At 38.3% G+C, this 19,641-nt stretch carries 15 protein-coding genes; 4 read left to right on the top strand and 11 right to left on the bottom strand.

Going from position 1 to position 19,641, the window contains the following annotated elements; genetic code table 11:
* Nucleotides 1-51: 51 nt before the first annotated feature.
* A complete protein-coding gene (locus EPI11_RS16790; RefSeq protein WP_128391149.1) occupies nt 52-2,100 on the top strand; it encodes a DUF349 domain-containing protein in 2,049 nt (682 codons plus the stop codon).
* Between the two features lie 128 nt (nt 2,101-2,228).
* On the opposite strand, the gene EPI11_RS16785 is transcribed toward EPI11_RS16790, so the two are convergent.
* The 5 genes from EPI11_RS16785 to def form a co-directional block, all read right to left on the bottom strand.
* Nucleotides 2,229-5,975, bottom strand: a complete 3,747-nt coding sequence (locus EPI11_RS16785) for an Ig-like domain-containing protein (RefSeq protein ID WP_128391148.1) — start codon at nt 5,973-5,975, stop codon at nt 2,229-2,231.
* A 224-nt stretch (nt 5,976-6,199) separates the two neighbouring features.
* Nucleotides 6,200-7,330, bottom strand: coding sequence for a hypothetical protein (locus EPI11_RS16780; protein WP_128391147.1), 1,131 nt, complete (start codon nt 7,328-7,330; stop codon nt 6,200-6,202).
* A 15-nt stretch (nt 7,331-7,345) separates the two neighbouring features.
* Nucleotides 7,346-8,119 carry a nucleoside triphosphate pyrophosphohydrolase gene (gene mazG, locus EPI11_RS16775; protein ID WP_128391146.1) on the bottom strand — a complete coding sequence of 258 codons (774 nt, stop codon included), beginning with the start codon at nt 8,117-8,119 and terminating at the stop codon, nt 7,346-7,348.
* A gap of 73 nt (nt 8,120-8,192) precedes the next feature.
* Nucleotides 8,193-8,630 (bottom strand): DUF5606 family protein, encoded by a 438-nt coding sequence (locus EPI11_RS16770; RefSeq protein WP_128391145.1) that lies wholly within the window; start codon nt 8,628-8,630, stop codon nt 8,193-8,195.
* A gap of 58 nt (nt 8,631-8,688) precedes the next feature.
* Entirely contained in the window at nt 8,689-9,276 is a 588-nt protein-coding gene (gene def, locus EPI11_RS16765; protein WP_128391144.1) for a peptide deformylase, read from the bottom strand.
* 137 nt (nt 9,277-9,413) lie between these two features.
* On the opposite strand from def, the gene EPI11_RS16760 reads away from it, so the two are divergent.
* Complete coding sequence (locus EPI11_RS16760) at nt 9,414-11,675, top strand: FUSC family protein (protein ID WP_317125648.1); 2,262 nt, start codon at nt 9,414-9,416, stop codon at nt 11,673-11,675.
* A gap of 1 nt (nt 11,676) precedes the next feature.
* Here the strand turns inward: EPI11_RS16760 and EPI11_RS16755 are convergent, their stop codons facing one another.
* The 5 genes from EPI11_RS16755 to EPI11_RS16735 form a co-directional block, all read right to left on the bottom strand.
* Nucleotides 11,677-12,312 carry a hypothetical protein gene (locus EPI11_RS16755; protein WP_128391143.1) on the bottom strand — a complete coding sequence of 212 codons (636 nt, stop codon included), beginning with the start codon at nt 12,310-12,312 and terminating at the stop codon, nt 11,677-11,679.
* 236 nt (nt 12,313-12,548) lie between these two features.
* Nucleotides 12,549-12,977, bottom strand: coding sequence for a hypothetical protein (locus EPI11_RS16750; protein WP_128391142.1), 429 nt, complete (start codon nt 12,975-12,977; stop codon nt 12,549-12,551).
* A 152-nt stretch (nt 12,978-13,129) separates the two neighbouring features.
* Nucleotides 13,130-14,656 (bottom strand): malate:quinone oxidoreductase, encoded by a 1,527-nt coding sequence (locus tag EPI11_RS16745; RefSeq protein ID WP_394343653.1) that lies wholly within the window; start codon nt 14,654-14,656, stop codon nt 13,130-13,132.
* A gap of 87 nt (nt 14,657-14,743) precedes the next feature.
* The gene (gene ruvX / locus EPI11_RS16740; RefSeq protein WP_128391140.1) at nt 14,744-15,154 is read right to left on the bottom strand and encodes a Holliday junction resolvase RuvX; all 411 of its coding nucleotides are present in this window, start codon (nt 15,152-15,154) and stop codon (nt 14,744-14,746) included.
* A 109-nt stretch (nt 15,155-15,263) separates the two neighbouring features.
* Nucleotides 15,264-15,998, bottom strand: coding sequence for a class I SAM-dependent methyltransferase (locus EPI11_RS16735; protein ID WP_128391139.1), 735 nt, complete (start codon nt 15,996-15,998; stop codon nt 15,264-15,266).
* A 122-nt stretch (nt 15,999-16,120) separates the two neighbouring features.
* Here EPI11_RS16735 and EPI11_RS16730 point away from each other — a divergent pair, with 122 nt between their 5' ends.
* Nucleotides 16,121-16,936: a 2,3,4,5-tetrahydropyridine-2,6-dicarboxylate N-succinyltransferase gene (locus EPI11_RS16730; protein ID WP_128391138.1), complete on the top strand. Its 816-nt coding sequence runs from the start codon at nt 16,121-16,123 to the stop codon at nt 16,934-16,936.
* Between the two features lie 10 nt (nt 16,937-16,946).
* Nucleotides 16,947-18,776, top strand: coding sequence for a glycosyltransferase (locus tag EPI11_RS16725; protein ID WP_128391137.1), 1,830 nt, complete (start codon nt 16,947-16,949; stop codon nt 18,774-18,776).
* Here the strand turns inward: EPI11_RS16725 and EPI11_RS16720 are convergent.
* The gene (locus tag EPI11_RS16720; protein ID WP_128391136.1) at nt 18,769-19,578 is read right to left on the bottom strand and encodes a glycosyltransferase family 2 protein; all 810 of its coding nucleotides are present in this window, start codon (nt 19,576-19,578) and stop codon (nt 18,769-18,771) included. The two genes, EPI11_RS16725 and EPI11_RS16720, sit on opposite strands and share 8 nt — an antisense overlap.
* Nucleotides 19,579-19,641 lie beyond the last annotated feature (63 nt).

Genomic DNA, 19,641 nt, shown 5'->3' with positions numbered 1-19,641 from the left:
GTCTTTAGTATCTTTCGACAATTAAGCTATTAATCCCTTAAGCATTTTACAATGTTAGAAGAAAAGAATGATAACCTGCATGACGCAGATGGAGAGCAAGTAAATCAAGTGAATGGTACTGTACAGACCGACTATTCACCTGAAAACAACAATGTTGAAAACGACGAGGTTCCTGTTGTTCATGAAACCGAAGGGCAGCTGCCTTTTGCGCCAAAAGAACTACTTGAAGCGGCTAAAGTAGCTGACGAGCCTGAAGTTGCCGCAGAAACTGCTGCTCCTGCAGTAGAAGACAAACAATTATCTGCTGTTGAAGCTATTGCTGAGACTAATGCTGAAGAAGGTGAAGACGATTCCCTTTTAGAAAGGCATGATATCCCTATGCAAAACTACGAAGAGTTATCCATGGAAGAGCTTACAGCTGAACTTGAGAAACATGTAGGTAATGAAAAAGTGATGTCGGTTAAGGACCACGTTGAAGAAATAAAAAAAGAATTCTACTCTAAATACAATCACTTTATTGAGGAGAAAAAAGATGAGTACAGCCATGATAACAATGGTGACACTACTGACTTTGAATACCACTTCCCTCTTAAAGGAAAATTTGACACACTGTATAACCAATACAGAGACAGAAAAAACAGTCATTTTAAAAAGCTTCAGACAGATTTAAAAGGTAACCTTGAAAACAGGCTTGCCATTATTGAAGAGCTGAAAGGACTTACAGATGGCGGTGAAAACATGAAAGATGCTCTTAAGCATGTGAGTGATCTTCGTGATCGTTGGAAAAACGCCGGACCAATTCCTCGCGACAAATACAACCACGTTTGGAACAACTTCCACTTCCATATAGAGCGTTTTTATGACCACCTGCACCTTGACAGAGAGGCCAGAGATATGGACTTTAAACATAACCTGGAGCAAAAACAAAAAATTATTGCCCGCGTAGAAGAGCTTGTAAAAGAAGAAGATATCAATAAAGCTTTCCGCGAATTGCAGGCACTGCACAAAATCTGGAAAGAAGAAATAGGCCCTGTATCCAGAGATCACCGTGAGGAGATATGGAATCGTTTTAGCGAGCTTACAAAACAGCTGCACGACAAACGTGAAGGCTTAGTGGCTAAAAGCAGAGAACTTGAAGAAGAAAATCTTGCTAAAAAGAAAGAAATCATTGCCGGCATAAATGCTATCGCTGAAGAGAAAATAACAGCTCATAACGCATGGCAGGGTCAAATAGACCGTATCGAAGCATTAAGAGAGCAATTCTTTAAAGCTGGTAAAGTGCCACTAGAGGTAAATGAAGACACCTGGGCTGCTTTTAAAGCTGCTGTAAGGAACTTTAATACCGTAAAGAACTCTTTTTACAAAGACATTAAAAAAGACCAACAGGATAACCTGAATAAAAAACAGGCTTTAGTTGAGAAAGCAAGATCTTTACAGGAAAGTGAAGATTTTGAAGGCACCACTGCCGTAATGAAACAAATACAGGAAGAGTGGAAAAAAATTGGTCATGTACCTAGAAAATATTCCGATAGTGTTTGGAAAGATTTTAAAGGTGCCTGTAACCATTTCTTTGACAGACTACATGCACAGCGCAACGAAGCTAACAAAGAAGAGATTGATGCCTTTGAAAAGAAAAAAGAATACCTTGATAACCTTAAAGAATTTGAACTTACAGGTGACCACAGGACCGATCTTGATGCCATCAAAAAGCATATAGAAAACTGGAAAAGTTTTGGACGTGTACCGCAAGCAAGAAGACATATCGAGGGTAAATTCAACAAGATTCTTGATGCCCTTTTTGACAAGCTAAGCCTTTCTAAAAAGGAAACCGATATGGTTAAATTCAATAACCGTCTTGGCCAGCTTGCCGAAGGTGATGATACCCGCAGACTGGAAAACGAACAGTTATTCATTATGCGTAAGATTGATGAAGTACAGGGAGAGATCTTCCAGCTGGAAAATAACATCCAGTTTATCTCGAATGCTAAAGGCGATAATCCTTTTGTAAAAGAAGTACTTAAAACCATTGAGCGTCACAAAGAAGAACTTAAAACATGGAAAGAAAAGCTTAAGCAGATCAGAAGCCTTAAGCAACAATAAAACACCCTGATTAAATGAAAAACCATCCTAACGGATGGTTTTTTTATGCCTTTATTTTAGGCATAACTATAAAAATAAAGGGCCGGCATAAGCCAGACCCTTTATCTAAAAACTAAAAACTATTTATGTTACTGTTTGACTATTTTAATAGAAGCTGATGCTCCCTCTGCAGTATACACCTGTAGTATATAACTTGCCTGCGATAATCCTGAGATATTAATTTGTGTAGAATTACCATTTACTTTTTGGCGTATAACCTCCTGCCCTAGTAAATTACTAACTACAATTTCAGAAAGATCTGTCTTACCTGACACAGTAAGTACATCAACAGCCGGGTTTGGATATACCATTAGGCTTTTTACATCAAAAGATGATCTGCCTAAAACTGCATTTGCAGTAACTGCAAGCATTTCACTTTCGCATGTACCAACTACTTGTTTAACATAATACGTTACACCATCTTCAAGCACTGTACCAACCGGTACACTTACATATACGTCTTCGTCAAGTATATACCATGACACAACTGCGCCCGTAATGGTTTCGATATCAAGAGCTGCAATTGTTTCACCTTCTTCAAAATCCTGTTGCGTTTCTCCTTCAGGACTATTTGGAATTGGGTTAACCACCACTACAACTTCGGTCATAGCGCTTTCACATAAACCTATAGACTGTGTAACAAAATAAGTACCACTTACAAGCACTGTATCCGGAGTAAGTAATTCATCTCCTCCTGAATACCACTTAACAGTAGCTCCTGTCATAACACCATCAATAGTGATATCTGCTATTGTAGCATCTCCACAATATGAATATTCTTCAAGCACTATAACATCGGTTACAACGGTAATCGTTACAATAACCGGAATCCTGATACTTTCGCAAGTTCCTATAGTTTGTGATACATAATAAGTTCCGTCTACAACTGAAGTGCCTACTGTTAGTGCAGTACCTCCGGCTGGCGCCGAATACCAGTTGAATGTTGCTCCGGTTTCTCCAGTAACAGCCAGACTGCCCACTGAACTACCTGAACACACCGCCTGATTTACTGCAGCAGGTGCATTTACAGAAGCTGCAATCGTTACTACAGCAATTTTTCTTGCACTTTCACATCCGTTTACTGTTTGCGATACAAAATAATTACCTGTTACTAACGGTGTAGTTCCTGCCAATTCTGTTCCACCGGTTAAAGCTGTGTACCATTTAAATGCTGCACCCGTCTCTCCTGTTGCAACTAAGTTTGCGACGGTAGCCCCAGCACAATATATTTGAGTATTAACTGTTGGTAATGCAGTTGCATTTACCGTTACTATCACAGGAAGTCGTAAACTTTCACAGCCACTTACTGTCTGAGATACAAAATAAGTACCTGCAGTTAATGGCGTAGTTGCTGGTAGTGCTGTTCCACCTGTTAAAGCTGCATACCATTTAAACGTTGCCCCTGTAGTACCTGTAACAGTTAAATTTGCTACTGTAGCACCAGAACAATGGGTTTGAGCAGTAGCAGTTGGCAATGCCGTTATAGTTACCGTTACCGCCACCGATACTCTTAAACTTTCACATCCATTTACAGTTTGAGACACAAAATAATTGCCTGCTATTAATGGTGTTGTTGCTACCAGTTCTGTACCGCCAGTAAGAGCAGTATACCATTTAAACGTTGCGCCTGTAGTACCTGTAGCAGTTAAATTTGCCACGGTAGCACCTGAACAATGTGTCTGGGTATTCGCTGTAGGCAGTGTAGGTGTAGTTATAGTTACCACTACCAGTACTCTTACACTTTCGCAAGCTGTTATAGTTTGAGACACATAATAATTACCTGAAGCTAATGCTGTAGTAGGCGTCAGCTCTGTACCGCCTGTTGACACTGCATACCATTTTAATGTTCCACCCGTAGCTGCTGTAGCAACTAAGTTAGCCACAGTAGCCCCAAAACAATGTCCCTGTGCAACTGCTACAGGTAATGCCGTTGTAGTTATTGTTACAACTACAGACGTTCTTAAACTCTCGCAGCCTGTTACTGTTTGTGATACAAAATAATTACCTGTTACTAACGGTGTAGTTCCTGCCAATTCTGTTCCACCGGTTAGAGCTGTGTACCATTTGAAGGTTCCGCCTGTAACTCCTGTTGCAAGCAAACTTGTTACATTAGCACCAGAACAAAATGCTTGTGGAGCTGCTACAGGTAGTGGTGTTGCTGCCAATAAAGTTACTGCTACCGGTGTTCTTGTTAAACTCTCACAGTTACCAATTTTTTGAGCGCCATAGTAATTTCCGGCAGCCAACGGTGTTGTTACTGCTAATGCAGTACCTCCTGTTGGGGCTGTATACCATTGCATAACTGCGCCCGTTGTTCCTGTAGCTGTTAAATTTGCTACAGTAGCCGTTGCGCATAGTGATTGAGTAGCAGCTGCTGTTGGAGCTGCGGGAGGCACACAAATAATCGATTCAAGTGTAACTGTAATTGTCCAGCTTCCGGCATCTACTTTATTATATATCACACCACATTGATCTTCCTCAAAATCACCCCATACTCTCCATGCTCTTAATTCGAACTGAACAGCACCTGTAGCATTATTTGCTATATTCAATCCGGTACGGTTATAAGTAGCAGTACCTCCAAAAGCCGGAGGTCCGGTAATTATAGCTGCTTCGGATGTATTTGTTGTTATACATCTTAATAAACTTCTTTGTTCTGACTGATAAGCACCAGAACCTGTTGTCATAGTATAAGCCGTTCCAACAGATGCAATTTTGTAACCCGCAGGAACGTTTACAGTTAACGAACCAGGACATGGTGTTACAGATGTTTCTGTTACAGGCTCTATATCCTCATCCTGAAACATTGATGAAATTTCTCCTCCAGCATATACATAAGACACCTGCCCAGGTGTGAATGTCTTTAATTGCCATGGTCCTTTATCTGTAGGACTGCAATTTGACCTTACCCAAAAATAATAAGGTGTTCCTAAAATAAGGCTGTTTAATGCAACTGTGGGTACAGCAACATTTCCTGTAGGAGTGGTTGCTGCAACAGGTGCTGTAGCTAGTATTGATAAATAATAATCATATCCGCCAGCAGGTACTATTACCGGAACAGTCCAGTTAATTGTCGTTGTTACTAAACTGCTTTGATCTACAGTTATTGATGATGGCGAAGGACATGTACCCAAAACATTGGCCGATACAGCAAATACATTAACAACACCTTCTGCAGTCGATGTCTTTGTAAACTGTATACTTGTTATTGGTTTGGTTTGATTTGCCGGAAGAATATCAATAGTTAATTGATATAGCCTTGGATTACCCGAAGGATTTTCCAATATATCAGTAAGCCTGCTTACACGCCCGAAACCTGAAGCCGCAGTAGGCAGTGCCGTACCTGAAAACCAATCGGGTACAGTTGCAGCAATAAGAGGCTGTGATGTAGCATCGCTAAAGTTAACTACTGCATCTATAGTTGAAATTCCGCTCCCTGAAGTAATCAATACGAATACTTTAGTCGCTGATACAGGGCTAGAAAAAGCAAGTGTACCACTGGTAGTTGTGTCTATTCTTAAGGAATTAGGTCCGGTTAATGGACCTAGCTGATAATTTAATCCCGGTGTTACCAATGAAGTAATTAATCCGGTAGAAGGCAATGCATAAGCAGGCGCAGTTGATGAACCCGTTAGTTGAAAATTATTAGCCATGAAATTAAAATCAGCATTATCTACAGCCATTGTTGTTGACAACGCAGATGGACCAATACCGTTAGCTATAACATCTGCATTGTATCCGGATGTTATAGTAAACGCCTGATAATTTTGTGCATTTACAGCGCAAAATGGCAGTACCATTATAATGCACAATAAATTGAGTAATTTTTTTATCATAAAGTTTTAGTTTAAGTTAACATAATATTTAACAAATTAAACACATAAACCTTAATTATGTTAAAATTTATATTAATTTTAAGATAATTGACTATAAAAAGTTCAAAAAAAATTAACACAAAAAACGAGAAAACCCCAGACCTGCCTGGAATTTCGGGACAGATTTGGGGTTTTTATTATTTTTTACAGCAGAAAGAAATATACTACATAAAAATCAAATAATACTATTGCATTTTTTGATCGAACGGAACAGGAATAATTCTTGAAATAATTTTAGGTTCTTTTACGATCTTTTTTTCATATCTCGGAGTAATTACCTTATCCATATATTTCTCATCTTTATATTTAATATGCTCTATGATCGCAGATATCTTTACATTAACATCTATTGGCTGTACAAAATTATCATTTGTTAGCGCCATATAAAATTTCCCCTGAAGCATATTAGCATCTATAAAACGTTTATAGGCTGCAACTCCTTTACCTGTGTCCAGCATTTTGCAGGTCTTATCCTGAAAGAAAAGCTTATTGTTTTGCTCATTTACAAGAGCATATTCTACATCTTCACCATTTGTAGGTAATACAAGATTTGTAATTGCACCAGCAGCTATACCGCCTAATGGCGATGTAAATAGGGTTGTGGCGCCTTGCACAGCCCCAACAATGATCTTGCGGTTTTGTTTCCAGAACTCATTACTTTCTTCTCCTACTCCTACCCAGTAAGCCCATGCTATAACTTTTTTGGTTTCATCTTTAGCTACATAATTCATTGGCAGCATGAAGACAACACTAGCTTTATTCTGTCCAAGGGTTGCTTTAGAATCTACCCTCTGGCTTTTGTCGATCACTACCTCTTCATATTTTTTCTCGAATACTACTGCCTTTCGGGTTTTTTGCACACTTAATGTGTCATAGCCCACAACAACATCTTTAGTAAGCGAATTCCATGTAGTATCCTGTTTTGTGATCCATTTTACAGCTGTATTGAAATTTTCTGTCTGTTTAGAAGTCGGTACACGCTGAATTTTAACATTACATACCCTAACATCTTTTGAAGTATTATTGAACCTGAACTTATAAACCGATCTATTATTAGCTATAAATTCCCTGTTCTTTTCTTTTTTCACATCATACCCTTTATACTTATAGGTATCCGGATATTCCAGTACAGTGACTTCACCAATGGTATTATCACTTATCTCTTCTATAGTAAGCAGTATTTTATCTCGTGCAGCAAAACTGTAAAAAAGTTCTTCGACAGTTCCCGGATTTATTCGTAATTGCTGTTCGGTAACACTAATTTTTTGTGCAGTACAAATGCCCGTAAACAATAACAGAGCCATGAATTTGTTCATAGTAGTAAAGGTGTTCTATAGTTTTTTTGCTTCATTCCAGAAAATATCCATTTCAGCCAAGGTCATATCGGCTAATGGCTTACCCAACTCCCCAGCTTTGCTTTCAAGATACATGAACCGTTTAATGAATTTTTTATTGGTGCGCTCCAATGCATCTTCGGGGTTGATATTAAGGAAACGTGCATAATTGATCATGGAGAATAATACATCGCCAAACTCTGACTCCATTTTATCCTGATCGCCAATTTTCACTTCTTCCTGAAATTCCTCAATTTCTTCCTGAACTTTATCCCAAACCTGATGCGGCTCTTCCCAATCGAAGCCTACTCCTTTTGCCTTATCCTGTATCCTGCTGGCTTTAACAAGGGCAGGTAAACTCTTAGGCACTCCTTCAAGCACCGACGTTTTACCTTCTTTAAGCTTTAGCTTTTCCCAGTTTTGTTTTACTTCTTCTTCATCCTGAACCACAACATCACCATAAATATGCGGATGACGGTGAATAAGCTTTTCACAGATGTTATTTGCGACATCTGCAATATCAAAATCTCCGGTTTCACTGCCTATTTTAGCATAAAAAACAATGTGCAGCAATATATCGCCCAACTCTTTTTTAACTTCCTGAAGGTCGTTATCCAAGATAGCATCACCTAATTCATAGGTTTCTTCAATGGTAAGATGGCGCAGGGTTTGAAGCGTTTGCTTTTTATCCCACGGGCATTTTTCCCTTAGATCATCCATTATATCCAATAACCTGCCAAAGGCATCGAGCTGTTGTTGTCGTGTATTCATTGTTTTTTGTGTAAAAATAAAAAATCCTGCCGTTTGAAAACAAAAGGCAGGATAATATTATTGGCGTACTTTATTATTCTTCAGTCTTAACCTCTTCAGCAACAGGAGCCTCAGCAGCAACCGGTTTCTCTTTAGAAACCAATCCTTTTGCCTGAAGCATACTGTACCAGTTAAGGATCTTTTTCATATCTGATGGATAAACCCTGTCTTCATCAAAATCAGGTAGTACTTCTCTAAAGTATGACTCCAGTTTAGCGTTATCCTCTTTATGAGAAAGCGATGGTCCATTGTCTTCTTTTTCTGCAATAGCACGGAATACTTCTGAAAGACGCACTTCGCCATCATAAGTATAAACAGATATTTCAGATAAAAGGCTAACGTTACTCCTTAATCCAACAGTTACTTTTTTACCGTCGATTAGAGATTCTGCTACGAAACCTGTACGTGTTTGCAGCTTTAATTCATATAGTCCCGGTTTTCCGGATATTGATAATATTTTCTCGATGCTCATTGTTCTACTATTTTTTAAAGGAAGGCAAATATCTAATCTTTGGGCTAAAAAACAAAAATTATCTACCTTTTTTGGCGATAAATTTCATTTTATAGTCGGGTCTTGTTTTACCCTCCATGATATTTTGCAGCTTCTTTTGTATTAAACGTTTTTTTAATGACGATATTTTATCGGTAAACAGCACACCCTCAATATGATCGTACTCATGTTGGATAACTCTGGCGATAAGACCATCGTATACATCGGTATGTTTGTTAAAATCTTCATCATAATACTCGATCGTGATCTTTTCATGACGGTATACATCTTCACGAACTTCAGGAATACTAAGACAGCCTTCATTAAAACCCCATTCTTCTCCTTCTTCTTTAAGCATTACAGGATTAATAAATGTCTTTTTAAAGTTGGCTAACAGCTCCTGTTCTTCTTTAGAAAGGTCTTCATCATCGCTAAAAGGTGAAGTATCTATAGTAAAAAGGCGTAATGAAAGACCTACCTGTGGAGCAGCAAGCCCCACACCATAAGCATTATACATAGTATCATACATGTTGGCAACAATCTCTTTCAAATTTGGATGATCTTTAGCGATAACCTCTCCTTTTTTCCTTAACACAGGATCGCCATATCCTATAATTGGTAATATCATAATCGTATTGCTTTAAAAATTTGGCAACATACAGTAAAACTGTCGTTTTCAGGGTGCAAAAATAGTAAATAAAAATGATTTGCCACGGCAAAGCCAAATGCTAAAATTTTGTGAGAATTCACTCAGCCAGCTAAAGAATGATTTTAGCATTTACTACCTTTACAGCTAAGTCTCCGTTTATGCTGCAAAGGATAAGAAATTTCACCGACAATACTAATTTTACCAAGGCCGTTATGGTTACCATAGCCGCCGCTCTACCCGTACTTATCCTCTCTCATTTTGAAATGTTCGAAATAGGTTTTGCGATATCCCTGGGTGCACTTCTTACCTACCCTGCCGATATTCCTAGTAATTTAGTACACCGCACTAAAGGACTCGTAACCGCATCATTCATTGTTGCGGGATGCATAATGGCGGTGAACCTACTGCACCCTTATCCGTGGATCTTTTATCCGGCTACTATTATAGTGGTCTTTTTCCTTTCTATGATCTCTGTTTACGGACAGCGGGCCACTATGGTTTCGTTCTCGGGACTTTTAGCCATTGCGCTTGCCACAGGACACCTGCATACCGGTTGGGATATTCTTATTTACACGAGCTATATATTATCGGGCGGACTTATGTATACCCTGATATCGTTAGCGTTTAACTACCTGAGTCCGCACCGGTATACAGAGCTTCAGGTGGCTGAATGCATGAAGCTTACCGCTAAGTACATGAAACTGCGCGGCGACCTTTGGGATATTGATGCCGACAGGGCAGGTATTGTAGAAAAACAGCTTCACCTGCAGGTTGAAATAAACCTTACACACGAAAATATTAGAGAAGTACTATTACGCAGCCGTACCCATGCCGAAAACTCCAACCGAAGCCGTAAAATGCTATTGGTATTCATTTCGTTAATGGAGATCTTAGAATTGGCACTTTCGGCTTCTTTTGATCACAGCAAACTGCATGAAAAGTTTAGTGCCCACCCAAAGGTTCTTACTACCTACCAGAACTTAGCTTACAACCTTGCCTCGGCTTTAAAGAAAATTTCGAACAGTATTGAGAACCGAAAGAAATATGTAAAAAAACATCAGCTTTTAAAAGATGTTGAAGCATTAGAAAAAGCCATAACCGAATATGAAAATGAGCTGGGTAAAGAAGCAGCCTCTGAAGGCGTATGGATGCTGTCGAATATGCTGCACTATGCCGAAAAGCAAATTGAGAAGATCAATATTATAGAACGTGCTTTTACTACAAGCATAGAATTTAAAGACATTAAAGAAAGAGATAAAGACCTTGAAAAGTTTCTTACTCCGGAATATTATCCTGTACATATTTTAAAGGAAAACCTTAGTTTCTCCTCTACGATTTTCAGGCATTCCCTTCGTCTTACGATGTCTATCGCTTTGGGATTTGTTATCGGGCTGATCTTTCCACTCCAAAATGTATACTGGATACTGCTTACCATTGTGGTTATTATGCGTCCGGGTTACGGATTAACCAAACAGCGCTCCTACCAAAGGATTATTGGTACAATAACCGGCGGCATTATTGCCTTTGCGGTTTTGAGCTTTGTACACCATCCCGTTATTATAGGCACACTAGCCATTGTGTGTATGATCTTGGGCTATACATTTACAGCAATTAACTACCGCATAGGAGCTACTTTTGTTACCATATATGTGGTATTCGTGTATGGTATGCTGAATCCAAATATTAATGATGTTATTCAATACAGAATAGTAGATACCGCTGTGGGTGCGCTTATTGCATTTATAGCTAATTATTTCCTATGGCCGTCATGGGAATTCATGAACCTTCCCGTATTCATTAAAAAATCTATCGAAGCGAATAGAAACTACCTAACAGAGATATCACTGTATTATAATAAAAAAGGCACTGTAACTACATCCTACCGACTTGCCAGAAAAAATGCGTTTGTAGAAATAGGCAACCTGATGTCGTCTTACCAGCGAATGGTGCAGGAACCAAAATCGAAACAAAAACAGCAGCAGCAGGTTTATAAACTTGCCGTACTTAACCACACGCTACTATCGTCGCTGGCATCGTTAGGCACATATACACAGTCGCATAAAACCTCAACAGCATCTGAGGCATTTAATGTTGTAGTGAATACCGTAATTAAAAACCTGGATCACGCTATAGCATTGCTTACCATGGATGTTCAGGCAGAAGAGGCACATCTTGCCAATAATGAAGAGCTTGCTATGCGTTTTACCGAATTAAAAAACATCAGGGCACGTGAGCTTCGTGAAGTACATGTAACCGAAGAGGAAGAGTTTCGATTAAAAATGGAAGAAGCCCACTTGGTTATTGAACAACTGGTATGGCTTAATAGTTTATCAGAAAAAATTGTAAAAGCAGTAAGACAGCTAGAGTTAACGAAATAAACTACTGTTTATGAACAAAGATAGCTTTCTTCCCAGTATTCTTCTCCAGCTCTGCTATATCCTGTTTTGTCAAAGCATTTTTCCTTTGTAAAAAAAAATTAAAACTCTCATATTCCTTTAAAGAAATATTTCCCAGTTTACACTCATGCTTAAGCATCTTTTTAAGCTGCTTGTCATATTTATTAGTACGTACCGCAAATATGACGTTGCCATCCATTATTTTATCATCTGCTGTGTATTTTTTCAGCCTATCAGCAGAGAGATACCCATATTTATCGGTTAACTCAATTAATGACAGCATATTTTTATTATAAGCAGCGTAGAGAAAATCCTTCCATGTTATAGGTACAAATTCTTTGAAATTAAACCCGAGGTATTCTTTTATATCAATTGAAGAAGCAGGATTGTTTTTAATGATCTTACTTGAAAAATAATACGGAAATGTTTCATCACTTGTTTCACGAATTTCATTATTCTCCATCTTCCAATATTCCATCCCTACTTCATCGAGGTAATGCATAAATTTTAATCTTTCAAGAACTGATTCAGAATCTTTTGCAAGCAAAGCATCTTTTTCCGGTTGGCTGAAAGCCGGAATAGATAGTAATAAGAACATGAAAAATAGTAATCTCTTCACAAGCTATTTCTTTTGAGTATAATGTCTTTGCATTTTCCTGCCCAGTCTAACTAAGAAAACAATTAGTAAAACAGCCAGAACGATCATAAATAGCTGCCATAAGAACAGACCTGAACTAAAATTATTTATAAGCTTATCCATAATAACGTAGTATTGTTAGTACAATATTAATAAAATTAGTAATTTATCTACAGTCCAATGCAAAAAAATATTAAGTTGAAATCCTTATCCGATAATTACTCATCCTCATAAACACCAATCCATTTCACTTTGAATTTATTGTATTTACCTTCGTTTTCTTCAATAATATAAATATCCTTAAAGATATTTCCCTTATGTGTAACCTGCCAATCAGACTCTGCTTTACGCATTAAATCATCGATTGTACCAATCTTTAGCTTTTGGAACTCTTCAACTGTTATTGTTTCGCCATTATCTATCGCTTCAAAGTTTCTGAGGCACATTATAAACCATACCTTTCCTTCACTATTCCTTTTTTTACAAATAAAGTCAATTTCAGTTTTTTCGCGACCATCCTTAAACATACTATGCCGACATATAGATCTGGCACCTTCCTTAAAAAGAAGATAAACATCTTTATCATTTTGCGCATAACCTGTCGCAAAACAAAACAGCACCAGCATTATTATCCATTTTTCGATCATGATAAGCGAATTGATCTTAAACAAATTGTTTAAAACACAGACTAACACAATATTACTAATTTTCGACCCAACATACTTACGGTTTTACCGCAAAAAAAAATCCCCTCCTGAAATAGCTTCAAGAGGGGATTATATATTGTAACAAAAATTATTTATTTCTGTGAATGTTCTAAACCAAGCATCCTGTCTGAATGCTCACGTATTTTGGCAAGCAGTTCAGGGTTCGCATTAAGCGACTGCCCGTAAGACGGGATCATTTCTTTTAGTTTATCCTGCCATTCGCTTGTATTGATCTTATCAGGGAAACAACGCCCAACTAAGTCAAGCATAATAGAAACGGCTGTTGAAGCACCCGGAGAAGCTCCTAAAAGCACTGCTAAGGAACCGTCGGCACTGTTTATTACTTCGGTGCCAAATTCCAGCTTACCGCCTTCTTTCTCGTCCTTTTTAATAACCTGTACACGCTGTCCTGCCATTTCCAGTACCCAGTCTTCTTTCTTAGCATCCGGAAGGTATTCCCTAAGGGCTTCCATTCTGTCGTCCTGCGACTGTGTTACCTGCTGAATAAGGTATTTGGTTAATGACATGTTGTGATAACCTGCAGCCAGCATTGGACCGATATTGTTAGCACGTATAGAAGTAGGCAGGTCAAAATAAGAACCCTGCTTTAAAAATTTAGTACTAAAACCTGCATAAGGACCAAAAAGTAATTCTTTCTTACCATTGATCATACGGCTGTCTATGTGCGGTACCGACATTGGCGGTGCGCCTACAGATGCTTTACCGTATACCTTAGCATTGTGCTGCTGTATAACATCTTCGTTGATGCATTTAAGCCATTGTCCGCTTACCGGGAATCCGCCAAAACCTTTTCCTTCCGGAATGTCGGCTTTTTCAAGCAGGTGTAATGATCCGCCGCCAGCGCCAATAAATACAAACTTAGCATACACGCGTTTTTTATCGCCCGACACCATGTCTTTTATCTTTAGTTTCCATTTGCTGCTTTTAGCCGATCTTCTCATGCTTGTTACATCATGCTCAAAATACATGTTTACACCCGGCTGAGAACCCAGCCATGCAAACATATCTCTTGTAAGTTCGCCAAAGTTCACATCGGTACCGATACGCATATTTGTAGCCGCAACAGCATCGTTCTCATTACGGCCTTCCATTACAAGAGGCATCCATGAGGCTATAGTAGCACGGTCTTCAGAATATTCCATTCCCTTAAAGATAGCGAACTTAGTAAGGGCTTCAAACCTCTTCTTTAAGTACTCTACATTATCCTGACCCCACACAAAACTCATGTGCGGAATACTGCTTACAAACTCTTTTGGGTTTTTAATAAGGTTCTTTTCAATCAAATAAGCCCAAAACTGTTTAGAAAGCTCAAATGATTCGGCAATCTTTACCGCTTTTGAGGTATCGATAGCACCGTTATCCATTTCCGGGGTGTAGTTCAGTTCACAAAAGGCAGAGTGACCTGTACCGGCATTGTTCCATGCATCAGAACTTTCTGCGGCAGCTCCATTAAGCCTTTCGTAGATATCAATTTTCACTTCGGGCATTAATTCTTTAAGAAACATGCCAAGCGTTGCGCTCATGATCCCTGCGCCTATAAGAACCACATCTGGCTCCTGTTTTATGGTTGTAGACATTGTGTAAATTTGAATATGCAAATTTACTTTGAATCTCTCTAAAATTTGTCTTAAAACGGCAGGTTTAAAGGAATTTCTTAATTTTTATTAATACCAAAAGAAATATCTTTATTTTTTTCGGGATAAATAATCCTGAAGTAAAATTGTTGCAGAAATCTCATCAATTAATGCTTTATCCTGACGCTGCTTTTTTTTGAGTCCGCTATCTATCATCGTTTGAAATGCCATCTTGCTCGTAAAGCGTTCGTCTACTTTTTCTAAAGGCATATCTGGAAACTGAACTACGAATTTTTCGATAAAAGCTTCGATCAAAGGAGCACTTTGTGATGGGAGTCCGTTCATTTGTTTTGGGTCGCCAATAAGTACTTTTTCAACCTTTTCTTTGGCAAAATAATTAGCAAGAAAAGTCAATGCCGTTTCGGATGCTACGGTTGTTAGTCCAGATCCTATCATCTGCATCTCGTCGGTTACAGCTATACCGGTACGTTTTTGTCCGTAATCTATTGCGAGTATTCTCATGTTTTTTTGTTTCAGGTTTAAAGTTTCAAGTTCGCTGGCAAAAATTGTTAACAGTGGATACAAATAACAATTTCTAAGCATAACGTTCAGTAACCTGAAACGTGAAACTTTAAACTATTTTTCCAATCCTCAAAAGTAATGGAAATGTAACTTTTTTATCACTTTTCTCCCATGATATTTTAAGTGCATCCTTAATATCATTTACAGGATTCTTCCCTACCTTATTGGTATAATGCTGTACTGCCGACCAGGTTTCAAGATAACCTATCAATTGATCGAACGTCCAGATGAATTCGTTCATAAACTGCTTTACTTCAATTTCATCAAACGGAAAAGGAATCGTGGTGTAGTTATTATCGATATACTTTCTTTCGGGATCCCAAAACGGACCTATAGTTTCATAATAAAAATACCTCAGCAGTTTGTCGGTTTCGGGATTGGTAGAAAAGAGTCCGTACCCCAAAACAGCAAAAACACCATCGGGTTTTAATATCCGGTATACTTCTTTATAAAAAGCCTCAAAATCAAACCAGTGTATCGCCTGAGCAACGGTTATCAAATCGAACTGACCATCAGCGAAAGCAGTATGTTCAGCGCTTTCTACCTTATATACAATATTATCTGCCTGAGTGGCATTATCCAATTGCTTTTGGCTGATATCTGTAGCATATACTTTCTTGAAATGTTTCGACAATTCAATTGCCACCTGACCGTTACCTGTAGCAACATCGAGCGCTTCATGCTTTTCTTTTACAAACGAAACAATGTATTCGATCATTTCGGGAGGATAATACGGACGGTATTTGGAATACCCGCCAGCGAGTGCAGAGAAGTTGTCTTTCATAATACAAAATTCTTTGTAGTAAAGATAAATCATACGATTTAAAACAACATTGTTATATAATGTAATTATTACTTTATGCTACTCAAAATTCATCTTATATTTGCCGAAACTACTTAAATGCCATGAATAATTTACAATCCATTATAGAACAGGCCTGGAACGACAGAGCGCTGTTACAGGAAGAAGCTACTACAACAGCTATTCGCGAAGTTATTGACCTTCTAGATGCAGGGAAACTGCGTGTTGCCGAGCCTAAAGATGGCGGATGGCAGGTAAACGAGTGGGTAAAAAAAGCAGTTGTTATGTACTTCCCTATCCAGAAAATGGAAACCCTTGAAGCCGGAATATTTGAATACCACGATAAAATTCCATTGAAACGCAATTATGCCGAAAAAGGCATTCGTGTTGTTCCTAATGCTGTGGCACGCCACGGTGCTTACATCTCATCGGGTGTTATATTAATGCCAAGTTATGTAAACATTGGTGCTTATGTAGACGAAGGTACAATGGTAGATACATGGGCTACTGTGGGCAGCTGCGCACAAATAGGCAAAAACGTTCACCTTAGCGGCGGTGTTGGTATTGGTGGTGTTTTAGAGCCTTTACAAGCTGCTCCGGTTATTATTGAAGATGGTGCTTTTATTGGCTCACGCTGCATTGTAGTAGAAGGTGTTCGTGTAGAGACCGAAGCGGTACTTGGTGCAAACGTATGCCTTACTGCATCTACAAAAATTATAGATGTTACAGGTGATGTTCCTGTAGAAATGAAAGGTATTGTACCTGCAAGAAGCGTAGTTATACCGGGTAGTTATACCAAAAAATTTGCAGCAGGTGAATTTCAGGTGCCTTGTGCACTGATCATCGGAAAACGCAAACCTTCAACCGATTTGAAAACCTCGCTTAACAATGCGTTACGTGAGTATGATGTAGCGGTTTAATAAACTTACAATGAGCGAACAGAAGACGAAAATATCAGCACTTGGAATTGTTTTTAACGAGGAGCACAACATAAGATTATATCTTGACAACATGGCTTTTGCCGATGAGATCGTTGTGGTTGACTCTTTTAGTACTGATGACACTCCCAGAATTATTAAGGAAGAATATCCGCATGTAAAATTTTACCAGCGTGCATTTGATGATTTCTCTTCGCAGCGAAACTATACCATTGACCTGGCCACAAACGACTGGGTTATATTTTTTGATGCCGATGAAAGGGTAACCCAAAAAGGTATCGATGAAATTGTTAGTACCGTAAACAGCAACCCTGCAGATGTTGCTTTTTGGTTTAAGCGTATCTTTTATTATAAAGGTAAGCCTATGGTTAACAACAGTTTCAATAAAGACATGGCAATCAGGCTTTTCAGGAAGTCTAAAGCACGATATTCTGAAAAACTTGTACACGAAACACTGGTTATTGATGGGAAAACCGGTTATTTAAAAGAATCTATCCATCACTTTTCTTTTAAAAGTAAAGACGAATTCTTAACTAAAAGACTTCAATATTCTAAACTAAAAGCAAAAGAACTCTACCAAAAAGGGGTTAAGACTAACTTATACCACCTTACGGTAAGACCCGCTTTTCGTTTCTTTAAATATTATTTTCTGGGACTTGGCTTCCTTAACGGGAGCCGAGGACTGGAAATTGCACGTATATTAGGATACCATGTATACATGAGATACGTATATCTTAGAGAAATGACCAACTATAAGCCAAATCCGAAGATACTTGTGATCCAGCAAAAAATGCTGGGCGATGTTTTGGCGAGCAGTATTATTTGTACCAATCTTAAGAAGATGTACAAAGATGCTCAGGTTGATTACCTTATTTACCCGTTTACAACTCCCGTCGTTGAGAATAATCCTTACATTGATAATGTGATTCTTTTTGAACAGAAGTACAGGGACAGTAAGTGGCAGTTTTTAAAATTTGTATTTTCTATACGTAACAAAAAATATGATATTGTAATTGATGCGTATGGCATATTAGGGAGCAATATTATTGTAGGCTTCTCTATGGCAGACAAGAAAATAGGTTTTTACAAACCTTATACCAGCTTTGTATATACTGATACGGTTAAAGACCTTAAAACACCTTTAACCAATGCCGGTCTTGCTCTGGATAACCGTTTACAGTTACTTAAGGCATTAAAGCCTGAGATTCCTTTAGAGAATAAACCTAAAATTTATATTACGCAGCAGGAAATTGATAATGGCGCTAAAATCTTATTGGATAGCGGTATTAATCCTGCCGATAAAGTTTACATGATAAGTGTTCTGGGAAGTACAAAAATTAAGTCCTACCCTGCTCCTTACATGGCAACATTACTGGATACCATTGCTCAAAAAAGTGATGCGGTTTTAATATTTAATTATATTCCTGCTCAAAAAGAGGAAGCGGAGACAATTTACAACTTATGTAACGATGCTACTAAATCTAAAATAAGAATGGATATTGCTCCGGGAAGCATCAGGGAGTTTATCTCTGTACTTTACCATTGTAATGCGCTTATTGGTAATGAAGGCGGTGCTGTTAATATGGCTAAAGCATTAGACATATCTACTTTTACCATATTCTCTACCTGGATAAAAAAGGAAGCATGGAACTCTTTTGAAGACGGAACAACAACAATTTCCGTACACTTAAAAGACTTTAAGCCTGAAATTTACGGGAATCTGTCACCAAAAGAAATGAAGCCTAAAGCTTTAGAACTTTATGCTGAGTTTACTCCCGATCTTGTAATTCCGGTTTTGGAAGAATATCTTGAAATTAATTAGAGTCGATACCTACAGGAGTTTTAATCACTTTATTTTTCCGGGTATTTTCACGAATGGCGTAGTTTTTCTTCCACGTTTCTTCGTTTACATAACCACGGGCATGATCCAAATGCACGCAGATAGCGCTGTAGCGTATTTGTTTTGACTTAAGTCCTTTATTGAAAAGCCTTTCGCCAAGTTCCCTGTCCTGTCCGCCATACTGCATTTCCTGATTAAAGCCGTTTATATAAACGAGGTCGCTTTTCCAGCCCGATGCATTATGTCCATTCCAGGTTGCTTTTGTGGGTGTAATAAAATTAAGGAATTTAGCCAGAAATCCACTTGCAGATAACTTAAGCTTATTTTTAGATGGTAAACCCATATCCATAAGCCATTTTACATCAAAACAGCGCTGGTTAAAAATATCGTCTTTAGATATGGCCTGAGAAATATTCATAGGCAGTTTGAAATATCCTCCTGAAAGAAAATATCCAGGTTCCCTGAATTTTATATGTGTAGCAACAAAGTCTTTTCTTGGTATGCAGTCGCCATCTGTAAAAATAAGATAGTCAGACTGTGCAGCCATTATGGCTTTATTTAATATCTGTGATTTCTGAAAGCCATTATCCTCCTGCCACACATGTACCAGTGGTATGCTTATCTCTTCACGCATCCTGTCTAACAGTTCTTTCGTTTTAGGACGTGAACCATCATCAGCAATAATAATTTCAAATTCTCTTTCAGTCTGCACACTAAAGCCCCAAATCACTTTTTCAAGCCATTCTTCTGCATTATAGGTACTCATTATAACTGATGCTTTCATTTCTTTTTTGAGTTTCTAAGTACTTAAGCGCCTTAGCACAGAAGAACCTTATTGAAAATAAAG

Origin of the sequence: Flavobacterium cerinum (genome assembly GCF_004028155.1) — a bacterium.
Classification (GTDB): domain Bacteria; phylum Bacteroidota; class Bacteroidia; order Flavobacteriales; family Flavobacteriaceae; genus Flavobacterium; species Flavobacterium cerinum.
Note: the sequence above shows the minus strand (reverse complement) of the source record. Positions and strands in the feature narration are given on the sequence as shown.

Excerpts from the sequence above, each read along its gene's own strand:
- EPI11_RS16790 (WP_128391149.1), top strand. The coding sequence starts at position 52 with ATGTTAGAAGAAAAGAATGATAACCTGCATGACGCAGATGGAGAGCAA.
- EPI11_RS16785 (WP_128391148.1), bottom strand. The coding sequence starts at position 5,975 with ATGATAAAAAAATTACTCAATTTATTGTGCATTATAATGGTACTGCCA.
- EPI11_RS16780 (WP_128391147.1), bottom strand. The coding sequence starts at position 7,330 with ATGAACAAATTCATGGCTCTGTTATTGTTTACGGGCATTTGTACTGCA.
- mazG (WP_128391146.1), bottom strand. The coding sequence starts at position 8,119 with ATGAATACACGACAACAACAGCTCGATGCCTTTGGCAGGTTATTGGAT.
- EPI11_RS16770 (WP_128391145.1), bottom strand. The coding sequence starts at position 8,630 with ATGAGCATCGAGAAAATATTATCAATATCCGGAAAACCGGGACTATAT.
- def (WP_128391144.1), bottom strand. The coding sequence starts at position 9,276 with ATGATATTACCAATTATAGGATATGGCGATCCTGTGTTAAGGAAAAAA.
- EPI11_RS16760 (WP_317125648.1), top strand. The coding sequence starts at position 9,414 with ATGATTTTAGCATTTACTACCTTTACAGCTAAGTCTCCGTTTATGCTG.
- EPI11_RS16750 (WP_128391142.1), bottom strand. The coding sequence starts at position 12,977 with ATGATCGAAAAATGGATAATAATGCTGGTGCTGTTTTGTTTTGCGACA.
- ruvX (WP_128391140.1), bottom strand. The coding sequence starts at position 15,154 with ATGAGAATACTCGCAATAGATTACGGACAAAAACGTACCGGTATAGCT.
- EPI11_RS16735 (WP_128391139.1), bottom strand. The coding sequence starts at position 15,998 with ATGAAAGACAACTTCTCTGCACTCGCTGGCGGGTATTCCAAATACCGT.
- EPI11_RS16730 (WP_128391138.1), top strand. The coding sequence starts at position 16,121 with ATGAATAATTTACAATCCATTATAGAACAGGCCTGGAACGACAGAGCG.
- EPI11_RS16725 (WP_128391137.1), top strand. The coding sequence starts at position 16,947 with ATGAGCGAACAGAAGACGAAAATATCAGCACTTGGAATTGTTTTTAAC.
- EPI11_RS16720 (WP_128391136.1), bottom strand. The coding sequence starts at position 19,578 with ATGAAAGCATCAGTTATAATGAGTACCTATAATGCAGAAGAATGGCTT.